This window comes from Streptomyces sp. NPDC059010, assembly GCF_042740355.1.
Lineage (GTDB): Bacteria > Actinomycetota > Actinomycetes > Streptomycetales > Streptomycetaceae > Streptomyces.
The window spans coordinates 166,973-183,434 of sequence record NZ_JBHYJA010000012.1; the positions used below are offsets into that span (position 1 = coordinate 166,973).

The following is a 16,462-nucleotide window of genomic DNA, read 5'->3' on the forward strand; positions in this document are numbered from 1 at the left end:
CCGGGCAGCAGCTCGACGGGCATGCCCTGTTCGAGGCGTACCGCGCCTAACGGCTGCGGGTGTCGCCTGGGGGTGGGGGTTGGGGGTCGGTCCAGGTGGTCGCCGGTCGCCGCGGCGACCGCCGTGGGGACGAGGGCCACGAGGACGGCGTCGACACCGCCGTTCCGCATGATCCGGTCCACACAGTCGCCGAGCTGCTCCTCCGTGACGGCGGCCGTGGCGTCGACGGGGTTGCCGACGGCGGCGCCCGCGGGCAGCAGGGCGAGCAGGTCGTCGATCAGCTCGGTACCGGGCGCCGGGAGTTCCAGCCCGGTCTCGGCGCAGGCGTCGGCGGCGAGGACACCCGCTCCCCCGGCGTTGGTGACGATCGCGACGCGGGAGCCGTCGGGAAGTGGCTGGGAGTGCAGCAGGGCGGCGGTTTCGAGGAGTTCGCCGCAGGAGCGGGTGGCGGTGATGCCGGCCTGGGTGAACAGTGCGCCGCGGGTCATGGTGCGGGTCGCGGCGGCCGCGGTGTGCGAGGCGGCGGCGCGACGGCCTGCCTCGGTGCGGCCGGCGTCGACGGTGAGGACCGGCATCCGGCGGGTCACGCGGCGGGCGGTGCGGGAGAAGGCGCGGGGGCTGCCGAAGGACTCCAGGTGGAGCAGGGCGAGGTCGGTGCGGCCGTCGCTCTCCCACCACTGGAGCATGTCGTTGCCGCTGACGTCGTACTTGTCGCCGAGGGAGGCGAACGAGGAGACGCCGATGCCCAGCCGGGACAGCCCGGCGAGCAGGGCGATGCCGACGCCGCCGGACTGCACGGCGACGCCCGCCGTACCGGGGCGCGGATGACCGGCGGCGAAGGTGGCGTCCAGGCTCAGCTCCGGGTCGGTGTGGGAGATGCCGAGGCAGTTGGGGCCGACGAGCCGCATGCCGTACGAGCGGCAGGCCGCCAGCAGTGCGCCCGCCTGGTCGGCGTCCAGACCCGCGGTGACGACGAGCAGGGCCCTCACGCCCGCCTTCCCGCACTCCTCGGCAGTGCCGGGGATCGCTGCGGCCGGTACGGCGAGGACCGCGAGGTCCGGGGTCTTGGGCAGGGCTCCGACCGACGAGCGGCACGGCACCCCGAGGATCGAGTCGGCACGGGGGTTCACCGCGAACAGGCGGCCGCTGTAGCGGCCCGTGTGCAGCTGGTGCAGGATCGCCCGGCCCACCGAGCCCGCCTTGCGTCCGGCGCCGACGACGGCGACCGTGTGCGGCCGCAGCAGCGCTTCGAGGCTGGCGACATCGGCGGCGCGGCCGCGTTCCTCCACGGCTGTCAGATAGGTGTCGCTCTGGTCGAGGGCGATGGTGCAGCGCACCTCGGGGCCCTCGAAGTGGCGGGCCGTGCGCAGGCCGAGGTCGGCGAAGAGGCGCAGTACCCCGTGGTTCTCGCTGAGCGCGTCGGCGGTGAAGGCGGTGATGCCCTCGGCGCGGGCCGCGGAAACCAGGTGCTCGATGAGTAGCGTGCCGACGCCCCGGTGGTGCAATCCGTCGGCGACCGCGATGGAGATCTCCGCCGTGTCCCCCGCCCCGCCGCTGTCGTACTCGGCAAGGCCGATCACCCGGCCACCGGTCTCGGCCAGCAGTCCCCGGTACCCGGGGCGCGGCTCGGCGCAGGCCCGGTCGGCGGCCATCGCGGCGCAGCGCCGACTGGCGGCGAAGAACCTCAGACGCAGGTTCTCCGGGGACATCTCCTCGTACAGCCCCTGCACCTGATCGTGGTCGTCCCGCCGCACCGGACGGATGCACACCGTGGTGCCGTCCGCGAGCAGGGCGTGGACCGTGGGCCGACTGAGCGGGTCGTCCGACATCGCGGTCTCCTCGACGTGCCTCGGTGTTTCTCCGGCACTTAGAGCGTCGAGCGGGACGGGCGACACCCCCATGGGCTGTCCGGGCGGTGGGGGTGGGCCGGTCGGCCCTCAAAAGAGGGCCGGGTATCGGGCAGGATCAGCCACGTGTAGCCGGGATACCGGGATAGGCGAAGGTCACCGACTTGTCCTCGGTGACCAGGCAGGCCGTCAGTGAACAGGCAGGCCGTCACGTCGTACTCGAAGCCGCTCATCCCGTCGGGGTGTTCCTCGCGCGGCGGCAGCCGGGTCATGTCGACGACGTTGACGACACGCACCGCGAGATCGGGCAGATGGCGGCGGAACAGCTGGGCGGCCACCACACCTGAACGGCACGCGGCGAAGGCAGTTGGCGTGTGCGGGTCAGCCGCCCTGGCCGGCACTTCCGATCGGGCCGACCTTCACCGAGGAGCCGCCGCCCTCCGTGACCGGCAGCGTGCCGGCGCCCGGCCAGCCGAGGGTGACCGTCTTCGTCTCGTCCGGCGGGGTCACCAGCAGCCCCGTGATGCGCACGCCGGAGCCACCCGACTCGTTGATCGGGTAATTGATGCCGAAGGCCGTCGACTCGCCGTTCTTGAGCACGGCCGAGACGGGCTCCTGCCCGGTGCGCTGCGCGGACAGCGACCCCGCGTTGGTCTTCAGGTCGACACCCGCATACCCGGAGATCACGCAGTCCCGGCCGCTGGTGTTCTTCAGCGTCACCGCGACGGAGCGATCAGGATCGCCGTCGATGGTGCTGTCGCTCGCCGTGATCTGCAGACCGGCGGTGCGGCACTTACCGGTCTTGCCGTTCGCGTTGGAGCCGGTCCCCGCGGTCGTGCCCGCACCGCCGGAGCTCTTGCCGGCGGAAGCCTTCCCGCCACCCTGACCCGAACTGCCCGAGCCCGAACCGCCGGCCGAACCCGAACCGCCGGTCGAGGACGACCCGGTGGAGTCGCTGGAAGCGGACGACGCGCCACTCTGTCCGTTGCCGTTGCCGTTGCCGTCGTCGCCGTTCTGGCAGGCCGTGAGCGAGAGGCCCGCGGCAACGGCCAGGGCGGCGATGGTGAGCTTGTGAGCGCGCATCGATTCTTCCTCAGTGTCGGTCGGGGCTGTCTGCTGCTCGGTGGAGCCGGTACGAGCAAGCGTTTCTGAGCACCAAGACCTGTGGACCCGGCGGCCCGTTCCGACCATCTGCCGCCTAATACATTCCTGTTACACGCACCCGGGGCACAACAGACGCCTACGCCGGGCAGATCGCGCTCACCCCGCCCGAGACGGCGGTTTCCGCCGCTGTCACGCACCCGTTCGCGACCGCCGCCGACCGGGACAGACTCGTAACCCGGCGGAACTTGACCCAGACCGCTGCGGGCGCGGTAACCCCCCGAACTCCGGGTTCGTGTAGGGTACTTGCTTCCCTTGCCCGTAGAGCCGGCCGGCCGCCAGGCTGCACGTAGCACGTCGCCGTCAGCTCCGTCGGCTCCACGCCGAGACCGTGCGCCCGAGTGCGGTTCATCGGCGACACAGGCGCCCACTGCCGCTCCTGGCAGTCGAGGTTTGAATGGCTGTCTGTTCTTTTCGGGCCCGTGGCGTATACGAAGACGGCCCAGGTGTGGCAACCGCAGAAAATGAGAGCCCTCGGGGGGAGGGAGCAAGGCGCAGCCGGGGACTGATCCCCCGTGGTCAGCCGGTGAGGGTGGGGTAGTCGGTGTATCCGCGGTGGTCGCCGCCGTAGAAGGTGGCCGGGTCCGGCGTGTTGTACGGGCCGTCCGCGGCCAGCCGGGCCGGCAGGTCGGGGTTGGCCAGGAACAGCGCGCCGTAGGCGATCAGGTCCGCGGTACCGTCCTCGACCAGCTTCAGCGCCTCCGGTCCGGTCGCGGCAGGGTGGGTGAACGGGTTGAGGACGAACACGCCGGACCACGCCTTGCGCAGTTGGGGGGTCAGTTCGCGGTCCGGGCCCTCCATCAGGTGCAGGTATGCCAGGTCCAGCCCGTCCAACCGCTCCAGCAGCGAGAGATAGTCCTCCCGCGGGTTGTCCTCAAGGATGTCGTTGGTCTGAACCCCCGGCGAGATGCGCAGACCCACCCGGTGGCCGCCGATCGCATCCACCACAGCGGTGACGACTTCGACGGTGAAGCGGATGCGGCCTACGGTGCCGCCGCCCCAGGCGTCACTGCGCCGGTTGGTGTTGGAGGCGAGGAACTGGTGGACCAGGTAACCGTTGGCGCCATGGATCTCCACGCCGTCGAACCCGGCCTCGATGGCGTTCCGGGCCGCGTCGGCGAAGTCGGAGATGGTCTGCCGGATCTCCACGTCCGTCAGTTCCCTCGGTGTCACGAAGTCCTTCGGTCCCTCGTGGGTGAAGATCTGGCCCTTGGCGGCCACCGCCGACGGGCCGACCGGCACCATGCCGTCGGGCAGCAGGCTGGGGTGGCCCACCCGGCCGGTGTGCATCAGCTGCGCGAAGATCACGCCACCCTCACGATGCACGGCGTCGGTCACCGTCCGCCACCCCGCCACCTGGCCGGACGTGTACAGCCCGGGAATGTCGGGGTAGCCCCTGCCCACCGGCGAGGGGGTGACGCCCTCGGTGACGATCAGCCCCGCACTGGCTCGCTGCGCGTAGTACGTCGCCGTCAGCTCCGTCGGCTCCGCGCCGGGACCGTGGGCCCGACTGCGGGTCATCGGCGACATCACGATGCGGCTGGCCAGGCGGCTGCCGCCGAGGTCGATCGGATCGAAAGCAGTGGTCATTGGATCAAGCCCTTCATCCAGTGGGTGCTTCAAGAGGCAGCAATGGACCCGAGTCGACCGGACCGCGGTCGACCCCAACCGCATTACCTGCTCGAACAGTAAATCATTACCTGCTCGAACAGTAAACCGTTCGGCGGCCGTCCCCAACGGCACCTCCGCCGGCGACCGCTCCTCGACTCCCCCGGCCGAATCAGTGGACCAACGCGCCTGACAGGCGGATTGAAGCCGTACGTCACAGCGCACAGTGTCGTCGTCGGCACTCCCGGGCCGCCGTGCCGGCATTGGCTTCCGAAGGCCGGGAAGACGTACCCTGTTCGAGCAATATTTACGGTGGCAAGGGAGCGTTCAGGGCATGGATGAGTGCACAACGGACGGTGAGACACCCCTGTCGAGCGAGACCATCCCGTTTCCCGCGGCCGCCAGCGGAGGGCCCATCAGTCACGCCCTCTTCCGGGTGGCCCGCACCCACCGCATGATCGCCGGACACCTCCTGCGCCGCGTCGGCCTGCACACCGGCCAGGAGCTGGTGATGATGCAGCTGTGGGAACTGGGCCCACAACGGCAGGTCGACCTCATCCGCCTGCTCAACTCGGACGCCGCCACCATGACCCGCACCATCCGCCGCCTCGAACACGCCGGCTTCGTACGTCGCTTCCCGTGCAAGACCGACAAGCGGGTCTGGATCATCGAGGCCACCCCCGCCAGCCAGGCGCTGCGCAAGGAAGTCGAAGAGCTGTGGCGTGAATTGGAGTACGCCGTCGTCGGCGACATCAGCGATGACGAACAGGCCGCCGTCCTGCGCCTCCTGGCAGACATGGAGGAACGACTGACCCGCGCTGCCGCAGCTCTCGGAGACTGACCGCACACACGGCACCGCAATACCGGCCACCCTGCCCGCAAGGTGTCGTCAGCCGGGTCGACCTGTCGAAGGTCTTGCTGTGGGACGACGAGGAGCGCGGAGGAGGAGGTGCGGCCGGGGCCTACCTCTTCCCGGCCCCTGGATCGGCGGTACGCGTCGATGTGGTGTTCGAGCTGGACGGGCCGGGACACTTCGGCGGCGTGAGGCAGCGGGCCGCCCATTCCTGCACCCGCGCTCCAGGGGGCGACGCTCCACCGCCAGGGGCCGACAGGCCAGTGTGCGCGGACCGGTAGGGGCGCGCCGCGGCAAGAAGCTGTACCTGTCCGAGACGAGGTCAAGAACCACATCTCCCGCCTCCTGGCCAAACTCGGCGTCCAGCGCCGCGTCCAGGCCGCCGTGCTCGCCACACATCTGGAGCAGCCCGAGCCGACGGGTGAACGTCCGGCACGCTGACGACGGCCACGGCTCGCGGCTACGGCCGAGTGCGGCACTCTCCATCGAACCGGCGCCGCCCAGTGCACCGTTGGACCATCCTCGGCCTGCGCTGATCCGAACCGAGGCCGCCCGAAGGGCCGTTGGGACCTCGGGCGCTCGGGCGCGCTGTCGGGCCGTACGGCCCATGCCCAGACCGGTGCCGCGCGAGCCACCCTGGGGAGGGTCATCGAGCCGCCCCACCGTCCCTTCGGCGCGGCCCGGCGCGGAGCGGGGAGGGACTCCCCCCATGCCCACCATGGTCCCCGGCGTCCCGACCCTGGAGACGCTCGTCTCGGCGGCCTCGGCCGCGCCCTCGATCCACAACACCCAGCCCTGGTGGTTCCGCCTCGACCCGGACGACGACGCGCTGGAGATCCGGGCGGCGGCCGAGCGCGGCCTGCGCCATACCGACCCGTCCGCGCGCGCCCTGCACATCTCCGTGGGCTGCGCACTGTTCAATCTCCGCATCGCCGTGGCCCACTTCGGCCGCGAGCCGGTGCCCCGGCTGCTGCCCCGCCCTGACGAACCCGACCTGCTCGCGACGGTACGGCTGGGAGGTCCGGCCCGCTACTCGACAGCCCCTCGGCTGTACGGCGCACTGTGGCACCGGCACAGCAGCCGGCTGCCCTTCGCCGACCGACCGCTCCCCGGCTCCGTACTGGCCGAGTTCGCCGAGGCGGCTCACATCGAAGGTGCCGTGCTCGGCAGGCCCGCGCCCGATGCGACCGACCACGGCCGACCCGGACCGGGCCGCGGAGAGCCGCCGCTGGGTCCAGGAGCCGGACCACACCGGGCTCGGTATACCGCCGTCGGCCGTCGGAGCGCAGGACTACCGCGACCACATCCCCATGCGGGCCTTCGCCACCCACCGCCACCCTGTCGCCCTGACCGCCCGTCAGTTCGAGGCCCGGCCGACGATCGCGGTGCTGTCCACCGCGCACGACCGGCGCGCGGACTGGCTACGCGCCGGGCAGGCCTTGGAACGCGTTCTGCTGGTGGCCACCGCCCACTGCATCCGAGCCTCGCTGCTGCACCAGGCGCTGGAGTGGCCCGACCTGCGCGAGCAGCTCATGCCCGCACCGCACGACGATTGGCGGGGCCACGCCCAGATGCTGATACGCCTGGGCTACGGCCCGAAGGGTCCGCCGTCACCGCGGCGTACGGCCGCGCAGGCGCTGGCGGGGGGCGTACAGGCGATCCCCCGCTCAGCAGTGGCCGCTGACCGTCGGCGAGCCGATGGCACTTCCCCTTAACCGCTCCCCACGCACAACTCCACCAGCAGGACTGTGGATGCCGTCCCCAGGCACACCGCCCGCTGCCCGGCATCGAGCGGCACAGTGCCGAACACCGCGCCCGCCCACAGCAGATGTACGGCGAGGACCCGCACCGTCGGCGCGGGTGCCCAGCGCCATGACCGCGCCGGCCCGAGTGCTGGCCAGCAGACGGCGGGCGTCCAGGATCCGCTCTGCATATCAACTCGTCGACTCCGCAAAGCACGCCACAAAGGGACACCGTCAGATGAATTGCACGCAGATGCATCAGAATACGTATTTGGGTCCGATCTCAGACGCGAATGAATGATTCCGCGATTGACGAGCTTCGCGGCAGGTGGGACGACGGAGCCGTCAACGGGGAGGCACAATAATGGACGGGAGTAAGATAGCGTCATTCGCCAGTAGTGCCGCGGCAATTGTCGCCGTGATTCTTTCCGTCATCTCCTTGGTGAGCCGCCGCACTGATCGACGCGAGGCAGAGAGGCTTCGAGAAGCCGATCAGCGCGAGGCGAGGAGAGAGTCGGTAGTAAGAGCACTGCTCGGCGAGAAGGAATCAGTCGCCTACGAAGCCTACTCGATTATCGAGCATGGCTGGTCCACGATGGACGATGAGGGAAACAGGGACCGACTGAATGCCTTATGCCTGGCCGCCGTCTTCGAAAGGTCAGACCGGGCCAAGTCACTCATATTCAGAGCCCTGGACAATTACCCTCAGAAACGTGAGATCAAGGAAGTAATCGACAAGCTGATGCGAGTTTTTGATCGTTACTACGATCAAAAGAAGCGCGAGGACAGAGAAGTCAAGCAAACCGGAACAGATCGACTTCAAAGCTTGGAGAGGGCGATCTTCAGAAACGGATCTCCCGGTGAAGACTCTTCGTGCGGGGGCAACAAAGAAACTCCGTCCGCAGAGACCGGCCAGGATTGATCATCGATGCCGCCCGGTCCTGCCGAACATGCCTGGTCCACTCCCCTGTCACGACCTGTCCGACGCAGTGAACCCGGTGGCGTCCGCCCGGCCGTGGGGCCGAAGCGTCCTCCGGCCCGGGCGGGGCGAGGCGGTGCTGCGGCTGCGGTAGACGAGGTAGGGGCGGACGAGATAGCCGATCGGCATGCTCCACACATGGACGAGGCGGGTGAACGGCCAGGTGGCGAAGAGGAGGCAGGCGGTGAGGGCGTGCAGTTGGAACAGCAGTGGTGCGCCGGTGATCGCCTCGGGCTCTGGCTGGAGGGTGAAGAGGCCGCGGAACCAGACGGAGACGGTGGAGCGGTAGTCGTAGCCGTCGCCGAAGACGTTGTGGGCGGTTGTGGCGGCGATGCCGAGGAGCACGGTGGCCGAGAGCAGGGGGAAGAGCAGTTTGTCGCTGCGGTCGGTGCCGAGCCGGATCCGGCGGGCCAGCAGGCGCCGGGCGCTCAGCATGCCGAGGCCGGTGACCATGACGGCACCGGCGACCGAGCCGGCCCAGACGGCGGTCGTGTGGTAGGCGTGCTCGGAGATTCCCGCCCCCTCGGTCCAGGAGGCGGGTACCGCGAGGCCGACCACATGCCCGGCGATCACCATGAAGGCGCCGAGGTGGAACAGCGGGCTCCCCCAGCGCAGCCAGCGGTGTTCGAGGAGCTGGCTGGTGTGGGAGGTCCAGCCGAACTGGTCGTGCCGGTAGCGCCAGACGTGGCCGACTGCGAACACGGCGAGGCAGATGTAGGGGAAGGCGACCCACAGCAGGAGGTCGGTGCCGGAGACGTTCATCGGTGGCCGTCCTCGTCGTGTGTGGTGCGGGTCGGCGGGGCCGGTGCGGGTGGGACGAAGGTGCCGGGCGGGGCGAACACCCCTCCCGCGTACGGGTCGAGGCCGACGTCCTCGCTCGGCGGACCCTGCGCGGCCAGCTCGGCGACCGCCTTGAGGTCCTCCTCGGTCGGCGGTGGCAGCAGGGTGAGCAGGGCCGCGAGGACGTGCCGGTAGGGCGAGTCCGCGGCGGTCAGCGCGCTGTGGATCAGCCGCAGTCCGCGCCGGTGCTGGCGCAAGGGTGCCTCACCCGCGCCCGGTCCCGCCAGGGCCGCGAACTCCAGCACGACCGGGAGGTGGTCCGGCAGTTCGCCGCCGTCGGTGTCCCAGCCGGCGGCCCGGTAGCGCTGGGCCAGGGCGAGCAGGGCCATGCCGCGGCGGCGGGTGTCGCCGTGCAGGTAGTAGGTGAGGTAGAGGCTGCTCTTGCGGCGCAGGTCGAACATCTCGACGTAGTGGCGGGCGAGTGTGTCGGAGTCCTCGTCCGTGAACCAGTCGGTGAAGGCGGCCAGTTCGGTGGCGGCGGGTGACTCCGGAAGGGCCTGGACCGCTGCGGCCACGGTGGGCCGGGCCGCGACGAGTTCGGGGTCGGGGTACTGCAGGAGCAGGGACATCAGCCGCAGCAGCAGGCTGCGGCGTTCGGCCTGGACGGGGTCCGCCGCGGCCCGGCGGCGGACGGCCGCGCGGATCCGGGTGCGGACGATCGCCGGCACGGATGGGGATCCCCCCAGGCGTTCGGCACCGGCGGAGGGCAGGGGGCTCATGCGGGGTCTCCTGTCGAGGTGCGGCGCCGGGTGGGGATGCCGAGCAGGACGCGACGGTCGGACGGTCCGCCGCCGGATGACTCCACCGGGCAGCGGTTCTCGATCGCGGTGAGCGCGGCGGCGTCCTCCTTGTGCGCGGGCGGTACGACGTAGCGGTCCTCGTACTTGGCGACGGCGAGCAGCCGGTGCAGGTCCTCCGCCTCGCGGGCGGTGAGCCCGACGGCCTTCAGCGCGGTCTCGTCGGTGGTCTCGCCGAGGGTGCGGGAGCGCATGTGGGAGCGCAGGGCGGTGAGTTTCATCAGCACGCCCGCGACGACGTCGGTGTCGCCTGCGGTGAAGAGGTTCGCCAGGTAGTCCAGCGGGATTCGCAGACGGGTGACGGCGGCGAAGACGTGATCGGGGTCGTCCTGGTTGCCGCCCGCCTCGGTCACCGCGTCCAGGACGGGCGAGAGCGGTGGGACGTACCAGACCATGGGCAGCGTGCGGTACTCCGGGTGCAGCGGCAGTGCCACCCGGTACCGGGAGACCAGGTCGTACACCGGGGAGCGGCGGGCGGCCGACAGCCAGTCCTCCGGGATGCCGGACTCCCTTGCCGCCGCGATCACTTCGGGGTCGTGCGGGTCGAGGAACACGCCCCGCTGGGCGTCCAGCAGGTCCCGCTCGTCGGGCGTCGCCGCCGCCCCGCCGACGCGGTCGGCGTCGTACAGGAGCAGGCCCAGGTAGCGCAGTCGTCCCGCGCATGTCTCGGAGCAGACCGTCGGCTGTCCGGCCTCGATGCGCGGGAAGCAGAAGGTGCACTTCTCGGCCTTGCCGGTGGCGTGGTTGACGTAGACCTTCTTGTACGGGCATGCCGTCACGCACATCCGCCAGCCCCGGCAGCGGTCCTGGTCGACCAGGACGATGCCGTCCTCCACCCTCTTGTAGAGCGCGCCCGACGGACAGGCCGACACACAGGCGGGGTTGAGGCAGTGCTCGCACAGGCGGGGCAGGTGGAAGAGGAAGGTCTGCTCGAACTCGAACCGCACCTTCTCGGCCCACTCCCCTGTCAGGTCGGGGTCGCCGCCGGCGTGCTCGGGCGCGCCGCCCAGGCCGTCCTCCCAGTTGGCGCCCCAGGTGACGGCGGTGGGCCTGCCGGTGAGGACGGAGCGGGGGCGGGCGACCGGGATGTCCTGCCCGGCGGGAGCGCTGACGAGGTTGTCGTAGTCGTAGGTGACCGGCTCGTAGTAGTCCTCGATCCCCGGCAGGTCGGGGTTGGAGAACAGCGACAGCAGGCGTTTGACACGGCCTCCCGAGCGCAGGACCAGGCGTCCGCGCCTGTCGAGCATCCAGCCGCCCTTCCACTGGTCCTGGTCCTCGTAGCGGCGCGGGTACCCGACGCCGGGCTTGGTCTCGACGTTGTTGAACCAGGCGTACTCGACGCCGGGCCGGTTGGACCACGTCTGTTTGCAGGTGACCGAGCAGGTGTGGCAGCCGATGCACTTGTCGAGGTTCATCACCATCGCCACCTGGGCCAGCACACGCATGTCAGTACTCCACATCCTGCGACCGACGGCGGATGACGGTGACCTCGTCGCGCTGGTTGCCGGTCGGGCCGTAGTAGTTGAAGGCGTAGGTGAACTGGGCGTAGCCGCCCGCCAGATGGGTGGGCTTGAGCAGCAGCCTGGTCAGCGAGTTGTGGATGCCGCCGCGCCGGCCGCTGACCTCGGTCTTCGGGACGTTCACCGTGCGGTCCTTGGCGTGGTACATGTACACCGTGCCCTCGGGCATCCGGTGGGTGACCACGGCCCGGGCGGCGACGTCGCCGTTGCGGTTGTACGCCTCGATCCACTCGTTGTCCTTGACGCCGCTCTTCTCGGCGTCGGCGGTGGACATCCAGATCACGGGCCCGCCTCGGGAGAGGGCGAGCATGTAGGCGTTGTCCTGGTACTCGGAGTGGATGGACCACTTGGAGTGCGGGGTGAGGTAGCGGACCGTCACCTCGGCCCGTCCGTCGTGCAGGTGCTGGTCGCCGTAGTGGCGGCGGGCGTCCAGCGGGGGCCGGTAGACGGGGAGTTGCTCGCCCAGCTCGGCGATCCAGTCGTGCTGGACGAAGAAGTGCTGGCGGCCGGTGAGGGTGTGCCAGGGCTTGAGGTGCTCGGTGTTGATGACGAAGGGCGAGTAGCGGCGGCCGCCGGTCTCGCTGCCCGACCACTCGTACGACGTCATGACCGCCCGGGGCTGGGTGCGGGTGTCGGCGAAGGTGATCCGCTCGGCCTCCCGTTCGGAGGCGAGCTCGACGAGTCCGTCGCTGCCGGTTCGCGCCTGGAGCTGTCTGAAGCCCTCGGTGGCGAGGCGGCCGTTGGTGGTACCGGACAGGGCGAGGATCGCCTCGCACATCTCGGTGGCGCCGGCCAGCGAGGGCCGTCCCGCGGCGACTCCGTCGCGTACCGTGCCGCAGCGGCGGCGCAGTTCGTCGATCTCGCGGTCCGGGTGGACGGTGATGCCCTTGGTCGTGGTGCCGAGGGTGTCGAGGAGGGGGCCGACGGCGCGGATCTTCTCGGCGACGGCCGGGTAGTCGCGCTCGATGACCACGAGCCTGGGCATGGTCCTGCCGGGGACCGGTTCGCACTCCCCCGCCTTCCAGTCCCGTACGGCACCGCCGGGCTGGGCCAGTTCGTCGGGGGTGTCGTGCAGCAGGGGCATGGCGAGGACGTCGGTGCGGGTGCCCAGGTGGTCGCGGGCCAGCTCGCTGAAGCGGTCGGCGATCGTCAGGAACGCGTCGTAGTCGCTGCGGGCCTGCCAGGGCGGGGCGATGGCCGGGGTGAAGGCGTGCACGAAGGGGTGCATGTCCGTGCTGGACAGGTCGTCCTTCTCGTACCAGGTCGCCGCCGGGAGCACCACGTCGGCGAGCAGGCCCGTGGAGGTCATCCGGAAGTCCATGGTGACCAGCAGGTCGAGCTTGCCCTCGGGTGCCTCCTCCCGCCAGACCACGTCTTCGGGGCGGGCGTCGGGCGGCGCCTCCTCGCTGCGTACGGCGCTGTCGGTGCCGAGCAGATGGCGCAGGAAGTACTCGTTGCCCTTGCCGGAGGAGCCGAGCAGGTTGGCCCGCCAGACGGTCAGTACGCGCGGGAAGTTGGCGGGGTCGTCGGGGTTCTTCGGCGGCGAATCTCAGCCGCCCGGCCTTGAGTTCGTCCACGATGTGCTCGGCGGTCTCGCGGCCCTGGGCCGTCGCCTCGTCCGTCAGGTCGAGCGGGTTGCGGTTGAAGCCGGGGTGGCCCGGCGTCCAGCCGAGCCGGACGGCCTGGGCCAGGCAGTCGGCGAAGGCCTGGCCCGCGAAGCGGCCCTCGCCCAGCGGGGAGGCCAGCTCTTCGGGGCCGAATGCCTCGTACCGCCACTGGTCCGTGTTCAGGTACCAGTAGGAGGTGCCCGCCATGTGCCGGGTGGGTCGCTGCCAGTCGAAGGCGAAGGCCAGGTGCTGCAGGCCGGTGATCGGGCGGATCTTCTCCTGGCCGACGTAGTGGGCCCAGCCGCCGCCGTTGACGCCCTGGCAACCGGTCAGGGTCGTCAGGGCCAGGAAGGCGCGGTAGATGGTGTCGGAGTGGAACCAGTGGTTGGTGCCCGCGCCCATGGCGATCATCGAACGGCCCCGGGTGCGTTCGGCGTTGCGGGCGAACTCGCGGGCGATACGGGCGGCCTGTCCGGCGTTGACGGAGGTGATCGTCTCCTGCCAGGCCGGCGTACAGGGCTGGGTGGCGTCCTCGTACGACGTCGGCCAGCTGCCCGGCAGGCCGGGGCGGTGGACGCCGTACTGGGCGAGCATCAGGTCGAAGACGGTGGTGACGAGACGGCCGCCGATCCGGCGGACCGGCACGCCGCGGACCATCGTGGAGCCGCCCTCGGTGACACCCTCGTCGAAGCGCGGCAGGGCGATCTCGACGGTGTCCTCGGCTCGGTCGATCAGGCTCAACTCCGGGACGACGTCCCCCAGGTCGAGGTTCCAGCGGCCCTGCCCGGCCTCCCCCCAGCGGAAGCCGAGCGAGCCACCGGGGACCACCGGATCGCCGGTGGCCCGGTCCAGGAGGACGGTCTTGAAGTCGGCATGCTCTTCGTCGCGGCCGAGGTCGGCGGCGGTCAGGAAGCCGTCGGGCACGAGTCCGCGCTCGTGCTCGCGCAGGGCCACCAGGAACGGTGCGTCCGTGAACGTCCGCAAGTAGTGCTGGAAGTACGGCACTTCGCGGTCGACGAGAAACTCGCGCAGGATCACGTGCCCCATGGCCATCGCCAGTGCCCCGTCCGTGCCGGGGTGCGGGGCGAGCCATTCGTCGGCGTGCTTGACGTTGTCGGCGTAGTCGGGGCTGACGGCGACGACCTTGGTGCCGTTGTAGCGGGTCTCGGTGAGGAAGTGCGCGTCGGGGGTGCGGGTGACGGGGATGTTGGAGCCCCACATCACCAGGTAGCCCGCGTTCCACCAGTCGGCGGCCTCGGGTACGTCGGTCTGGTCGCCGAAGACCTGCGGGGAGGCGATGGGCAGGTCGGCGTACCAGTCGTAGAAGGACAGCAGCGTGCCGCCGATCAGGGACAGGAAGCGGGCGCCGGCCGCGAAGGAGGCCATCGACATCGCCGGGATCGGGGAGAAGCCGGCGACGCGGTCGGGGCCGTACGCCTTGATCGTGTGCACGTGGGCGGCGGCGACCAGCTCGGTCACCTCTTCCCAGTCGGCGCGCACCAGGCCGCCCTTGCCGCGGGCCCGCTTGTAGGCGCGGGCCTTCCCCGGGTCGCCGGTGATCTCGGCCCAGGCGGCCACGGGGTCACCGAGGCGTCGGCGCGCCTCGCGCCACAGTTTCAGCAGCTCGCCGCGGACGTAGGGGTAGCGGACCCGGCTGGGCGAGTAGGTGTACCAGGAGAAGGAGGCCCCGCGCGGGCAGCCGCGGGGCTCGTACTCGGGGCAGTCGGCGCCGATCGAGGGGTAGTCGGTGGCCTGGTGCTCCCAGGTGATGATGCCGTCCTTGACGTACACCATCCACGAGCAGGACCCGGTGCAGTTGACGCCGTGCGTGGAGCGCACGACCTTGTCGTGGGCCCAGCGGTCCCGGTAGAAGCCCTCCCACTTGGGGTCGCCCTCGCCGAACACGGCGCGGCCGTCGGCCGACACCTCGCGGCGGGTCAGCAGCCTCCGGGCAGCCAGCGGCCAGTCCTCGGCGGAGCGCCGGTGCGGCCCTCGCGCCTTGTTCGCGTTCTCCATGTACGGGAACGCTAGGCAGGCCGGTGTAGCCCCTCATTGGGCCGAACGTCCCCGGTCCGGTCCCGTCCGGCCCGGAAGGTCCCGACCCCCGGCCATGAGGCGCGGCCCTTTCGGCCCACGGGCAACCGAGCCCGTGATCGACAAGGCTGGTGAGAGGACAGCCGGACGCCACGCTCGGCCGCTCACCCGTAGAAGGGACCCTGTGATGCTTCAGCCATCCAGCCCGCCGGGACGCCGCCCGAACCCGCAGGTGCCGGGGCGTGCCTGGCTGATGCTGGCCCTGGCCACGGTCGGGTTCGCCGTCAACTTCTGGGCGTGGGCCCTGCTGAGCCCGCTCGGCCCCCGTTTCAAGGACGCCCTGGAGCTGTCGTCGTTCGAGCAGTCACTGCTGGTGGCGGTGCCGGTCGTGGTCGGGTCGCTGGGCCGGATCCCGGTCGGGGCGCTGACCGACCGGTACGGCGGCCGGGTGATGTTCCCGCTGGTGACGGCGGCCACCGTCGTGCCCGTGCTCTACCTCGGGCTCGCCGGGCACTCCTCGCTGGTGGCGCTGCTGGTGGGCGGCTTCTTCCTGGGGATCGGCGGGACGGCGTTCGCGGTGGGCGTGCCCTTCGTCAGCGCCTGGTTCCCGCCCGAGCGGCGCGGGCTGGCGATCGGCGTCTTCGGCATGGGCATGGGCGGCACTGCGGTCAGCGCGCTCACCACGGTGAAGCTGGTGGACGCGTACGGCACCGCGACCCCGTTCCTCGTCACTGCCGGGGTCCTGGTCGGCTACGCGATCGTGGCCGCGGCGCTCCTGCGGGACGCCCCCGGGCGAGCGGCCCCGACGGAGCCGCTGCTGAACCGTCTCGCGGGGACCCTCCGGCTGCGCATCACCTGGCAGGCGTCCGCCCTGTACGCGGTGGCCTTCGGCGGCTATGTCGCCTTCTCCGTCTATCTGCCCACCTACCTCAAGACCGGCTACGGCCTCACCCAGGCGGACGCGGCGAACCGCATGGCCGGGTTCGTGCTGCTCGCGGTGGCGATGCGGCCGGTCGGCGGCTGGCTGTCGGACCGCGTCGGACCGGTGCGCGTCCTGGCCGGCTCGCTGGCCGTGGTCGTCGTGGGCGCCCTGGCACAGTCCTTCACCCCTTCCCTCGCGCCGGTGGGCACGCTGGCCTGTCTCGCCATGGCGGGCGCGCTGGGCGCGGGCAGCGGTGCGACGTTCGCCTTCGTGGCCCTGCTCGCGCCGCCGGAACGGACCGGCTCGGTCACCGGTGTCGTCGGGGCGGCGGGCGGCCTGGGCGGCTTCGTGCCGCCGCTGGTGATGGGCTCGCTCTACGGCGCCTTCGGTTCGTACGCGCTCGGGCTGGTGCTGCTGGCCGTCGTGGCAGCCGCAGCGCTGGTCTTCACCGTCACGGGCGTACGCCGCGCGGTCACGCACCGCGTCCCGGCCGTCGTACCGCACTGACCGCGCCATAGGGCCGGTCGGCCCAGGAGGAGGCCGCACCGGCTC

Annotated in this window: 10 protein-coding genes and 4 pseudogenes; 5 read left to right on the plus strand and 9 right to left on the minus strand. The window is 71.0% G+C overall.

The window, feature by feature from the left end; genetic code table 11:
• The 4 genes and pseudogenes from ACFWYS_RS15210 to ACFWYS_RS15225 all read right to left on the minus strand — a co-directional run.
• The coding region (locus ACFWYS_RS15210; protein WP_384767761.1) for a GNAT family N-acetyltransferase at positions 1-1,829 on the minus strand (1,829 nt) is incomplete at its 3' end.
• Positions 1,830-1,963: 134 nt separating this feature from the next.
• Positions 1,964-2,218 (minus strand): annotated as a pseudogene (locus ACFWYS_RS15215) (hypothetical protein); the annotation flags it as partial.
• 10 nt (positions 2,219-2,228) lie between these two features.
• Positions 2,229-2,930 carry a DUF4232 domain-containing protein gene (locus tag ACFWYS_RS15220; protein ID WP_384767764.1) on the minus strand — a complete coding sequence of 234 codons (702 nt, stop codon included), beginning with the start codon at positions 2,928-2,930 and terminating at the stop codon, positions 2,229-2,231.
• Between the two features lie 597 nt (positions 2,931-3,527).
• Positions 3,528-4,598: an alkene reductase gene (locus ACFWYS_RS15225; protein WP_384767767.1), complete on the minus strand. Its 1,071-nt coding sequence runs from the start codon at positions 4,596-4,598 to the stop codon at positions 3,528-3,530.
• Between the two features lie 352 nt (positions 4,599-4,950).
• Between ACFWYS_RS15225 and ACFWYS_RS15230 the strand changes: the two genes are divergently transcribed.
• The 3 genes and pseudogenes from ACFWYS_RS15230 (at position 4,951) to ACFWYS_RS15240 (ending at position 7,184) form a co-directional block, all read left to right on the plus strand.
• Positions 4,951-5,457: a MarR family winged helix-turn-helix transcriptional regulator gene (locus ACFWYS_RS15230; RefSeq protein WP_384767770.1), complete on the plus strand. Its 507-nt coding sequence runs from the start codon at positions 4,951-4,953 to the stop codon at positions 5,455-5,457.
• A 304-nt stretch (positions 5,458-5,761) separates the two neighbouring features.
• Positions 5,762-5,910, plus strand: a pseudogene (locus tag ACFWYS_RS15235) (LuxR C-terminal-related transcriptional regulator); the annotation flags it as partial.
• Positions 5,911-6,178: 268 nt separating this feature from the next.
• Positions 6,179-7,184, plus strand: a pseudogene (locus ACFWYS_RS15240) (Acg family FMN-binding oxidoreductase).
• Here ACFWYS_RS15240 and ACFWYS_RS15245 read toward each other — a convergent pair.
• A complete protein-coding gene (locus ACFWYS_RS15245) occupies positions 7,181-7,402 on the minus strand; it encodes a hypothetical protein (protein WP_384767773.1) in 222 nt (73 codons plus the stop codon). The pseudogene ACFWYS_RS15240 and the gene ACFWYS_RS15245 sit on opposite strands and share 4 nt — an antisense overlap.
• A gap of 173 nt (positions 7,403-7,575) precedes the next feature.
• On the opposite strand from ACFWYS_RS15245, the gene ACFWYS_RS15250 reads away from it, so the two are divergent.
• Positions 7,576-8,133 carry a hypothetical protein gene (locus ACFWYS_RS15250; protein ID WP_384767776.1) on the plus strand — a complete coding sequence of 186 codons (558 nt, stop codon included), beginning with the start codon at positions 7,576-7,578 and terminating at the stop codon, positions 8,131-8,133.
• A 48-nt stretch (positions 8,134-8,181) separates the two neighbouring features.
• Here the strand turns inward: ACFWYS_RS15250 and narI are convergent, their stop codons facing one another.
• From narI to ACFWYS_RS15270, 4 genes and pseudogenes are all read right to left on the minus strand, one after another.
• Complete coding sequence (narI, locus tag ACFWYS_RS15255) at positions 8,182-8,952, minus strand: respiratory nitrate reductase subunit gamma (protein WP_384767779.1); 771 nt, start codon at positions 8,950-8,952, stop codon at positions 8,182-8,184.
• Positions 8,949-9,749 (minus strand): nitrate reductase molybdenum cofactor assembly chaperone, encoded by an 801-nt coding sequence (gene narJ, locus ACFWYS_RS15260; RefSeq protein ID WP_384767781.1) that lies wholly within the window; start codon positions 9,747-9,749, stop codon positions 8,949-8,951. Before narJ ends, narI begins: the two co-directional genes overlap by 4 nt.
• Positions 9,746-11,272 carry a nitrate reductase subunit beta gene (narH, locus tag ACFWYS_RS15265; RefSeq protein ID WP_384767784.1) on the minus strand — a complete coding sequence of 509 codons (1,527 nt, stop codon included), beginning with the start codon at positions 11,270-11,272 and terminating at the stop codon, positions 9,746-9,748. Before narH ends, narJ begins: the two co-directional genes overlap by 4 nt.
• 1 nt (position 11,273) lies before the next feature.
• Positions 11,274-14,970: pseudogene (locus ACFWYS_RS15270) on the minus strand (nitrate reductase subunit alpha).
• A 205-nt stretch (positions 14,971-15,175) separates the two neighbouring features.
• Between ACFWYS_RS15270 and ACFWYS_RS15275 the strand changes: the two are divergent.
• The gene (locus tag ACFWYS_RS15275) at positions 15,176-16,417 is read left to right on the plus strand and encodes a nitrate/nitrite transporter (protein WP_384767787.1); all 1,242 of its coding nucleotides are present in this window, start codon (positions 15,176-15,178) and stop codon (positions 16,415-16,417) included.
• The last annotated feature ends 45 nt before the right edge of the window (positions 16,418-16,462 follow it).

Bases quoted from the DNA above. Each gene is read 5' to 3' on its own strand.
- ACFWYS_RS15250 (WP_384767776.1), top strand. From the start codon at position 7,576: ATGGACGGGAGTAAGATAGCGTCATTCGCCAGTAGTGCCGCGGCAATT.
- ACFWYS_RS15275 (WP_384767787.1), top strand. From the start codon at position 15,176: ATGCTTCAGCCATCCAGCCCGCCGGGACGCCGCCCGAACCCGCAGGTG.
- ACFWYS_RS15230 (WP_384767770.1), top strand. From the start codon at position 4,951: ATGGATGAGTGCACAACGGACGGTGAGACACCCCTGTCGAGCGAGACC.
- narH (WP_384767784.1), bottom strand. From the start codon at position 11,272: ATGCGTGTGCTGGCCCAGGTGGCGATGGTGATGAACCTCGACAAGTGC.
- narJ (WP_384767781.1), bottom strand. From the start codon at position 9,749: ATGAGCCCCCTGCCCTCCGCCGGTGCCGAACGCCTGGGGGGATCCCCA.
- narI (WP_384767779.1), bottom strand. From the start codon at position 8,952: ATGAACGTCTCCGGCACCGACCTCCTGCTGTGGGTCGCCTTCCCCTAC.
- ACFWYS_RS15245 (WP_384767773.1), bottom strand. From the start codon at position 7,402: ATGCAGAGCGGATCCTGGACGCCCGCCGTCTGCTGGCCAGCACTCGGG.
- ACFWYS_RS15220 (WP_384767764.1), bottom strand. From the start codon at position 2,930: ATGCGCGCTCACAAGCTCACCATCGCCGCCCTGGCCGTTGCCGCGGGC.
- ACFWYS_RS15225 (WP_384767767.1), bottom strand. From the start codon at position 4,598: ATGACCACTGCTTTCGATCCGATCGACCTCGGCGGCAGCCGCCTGGCC.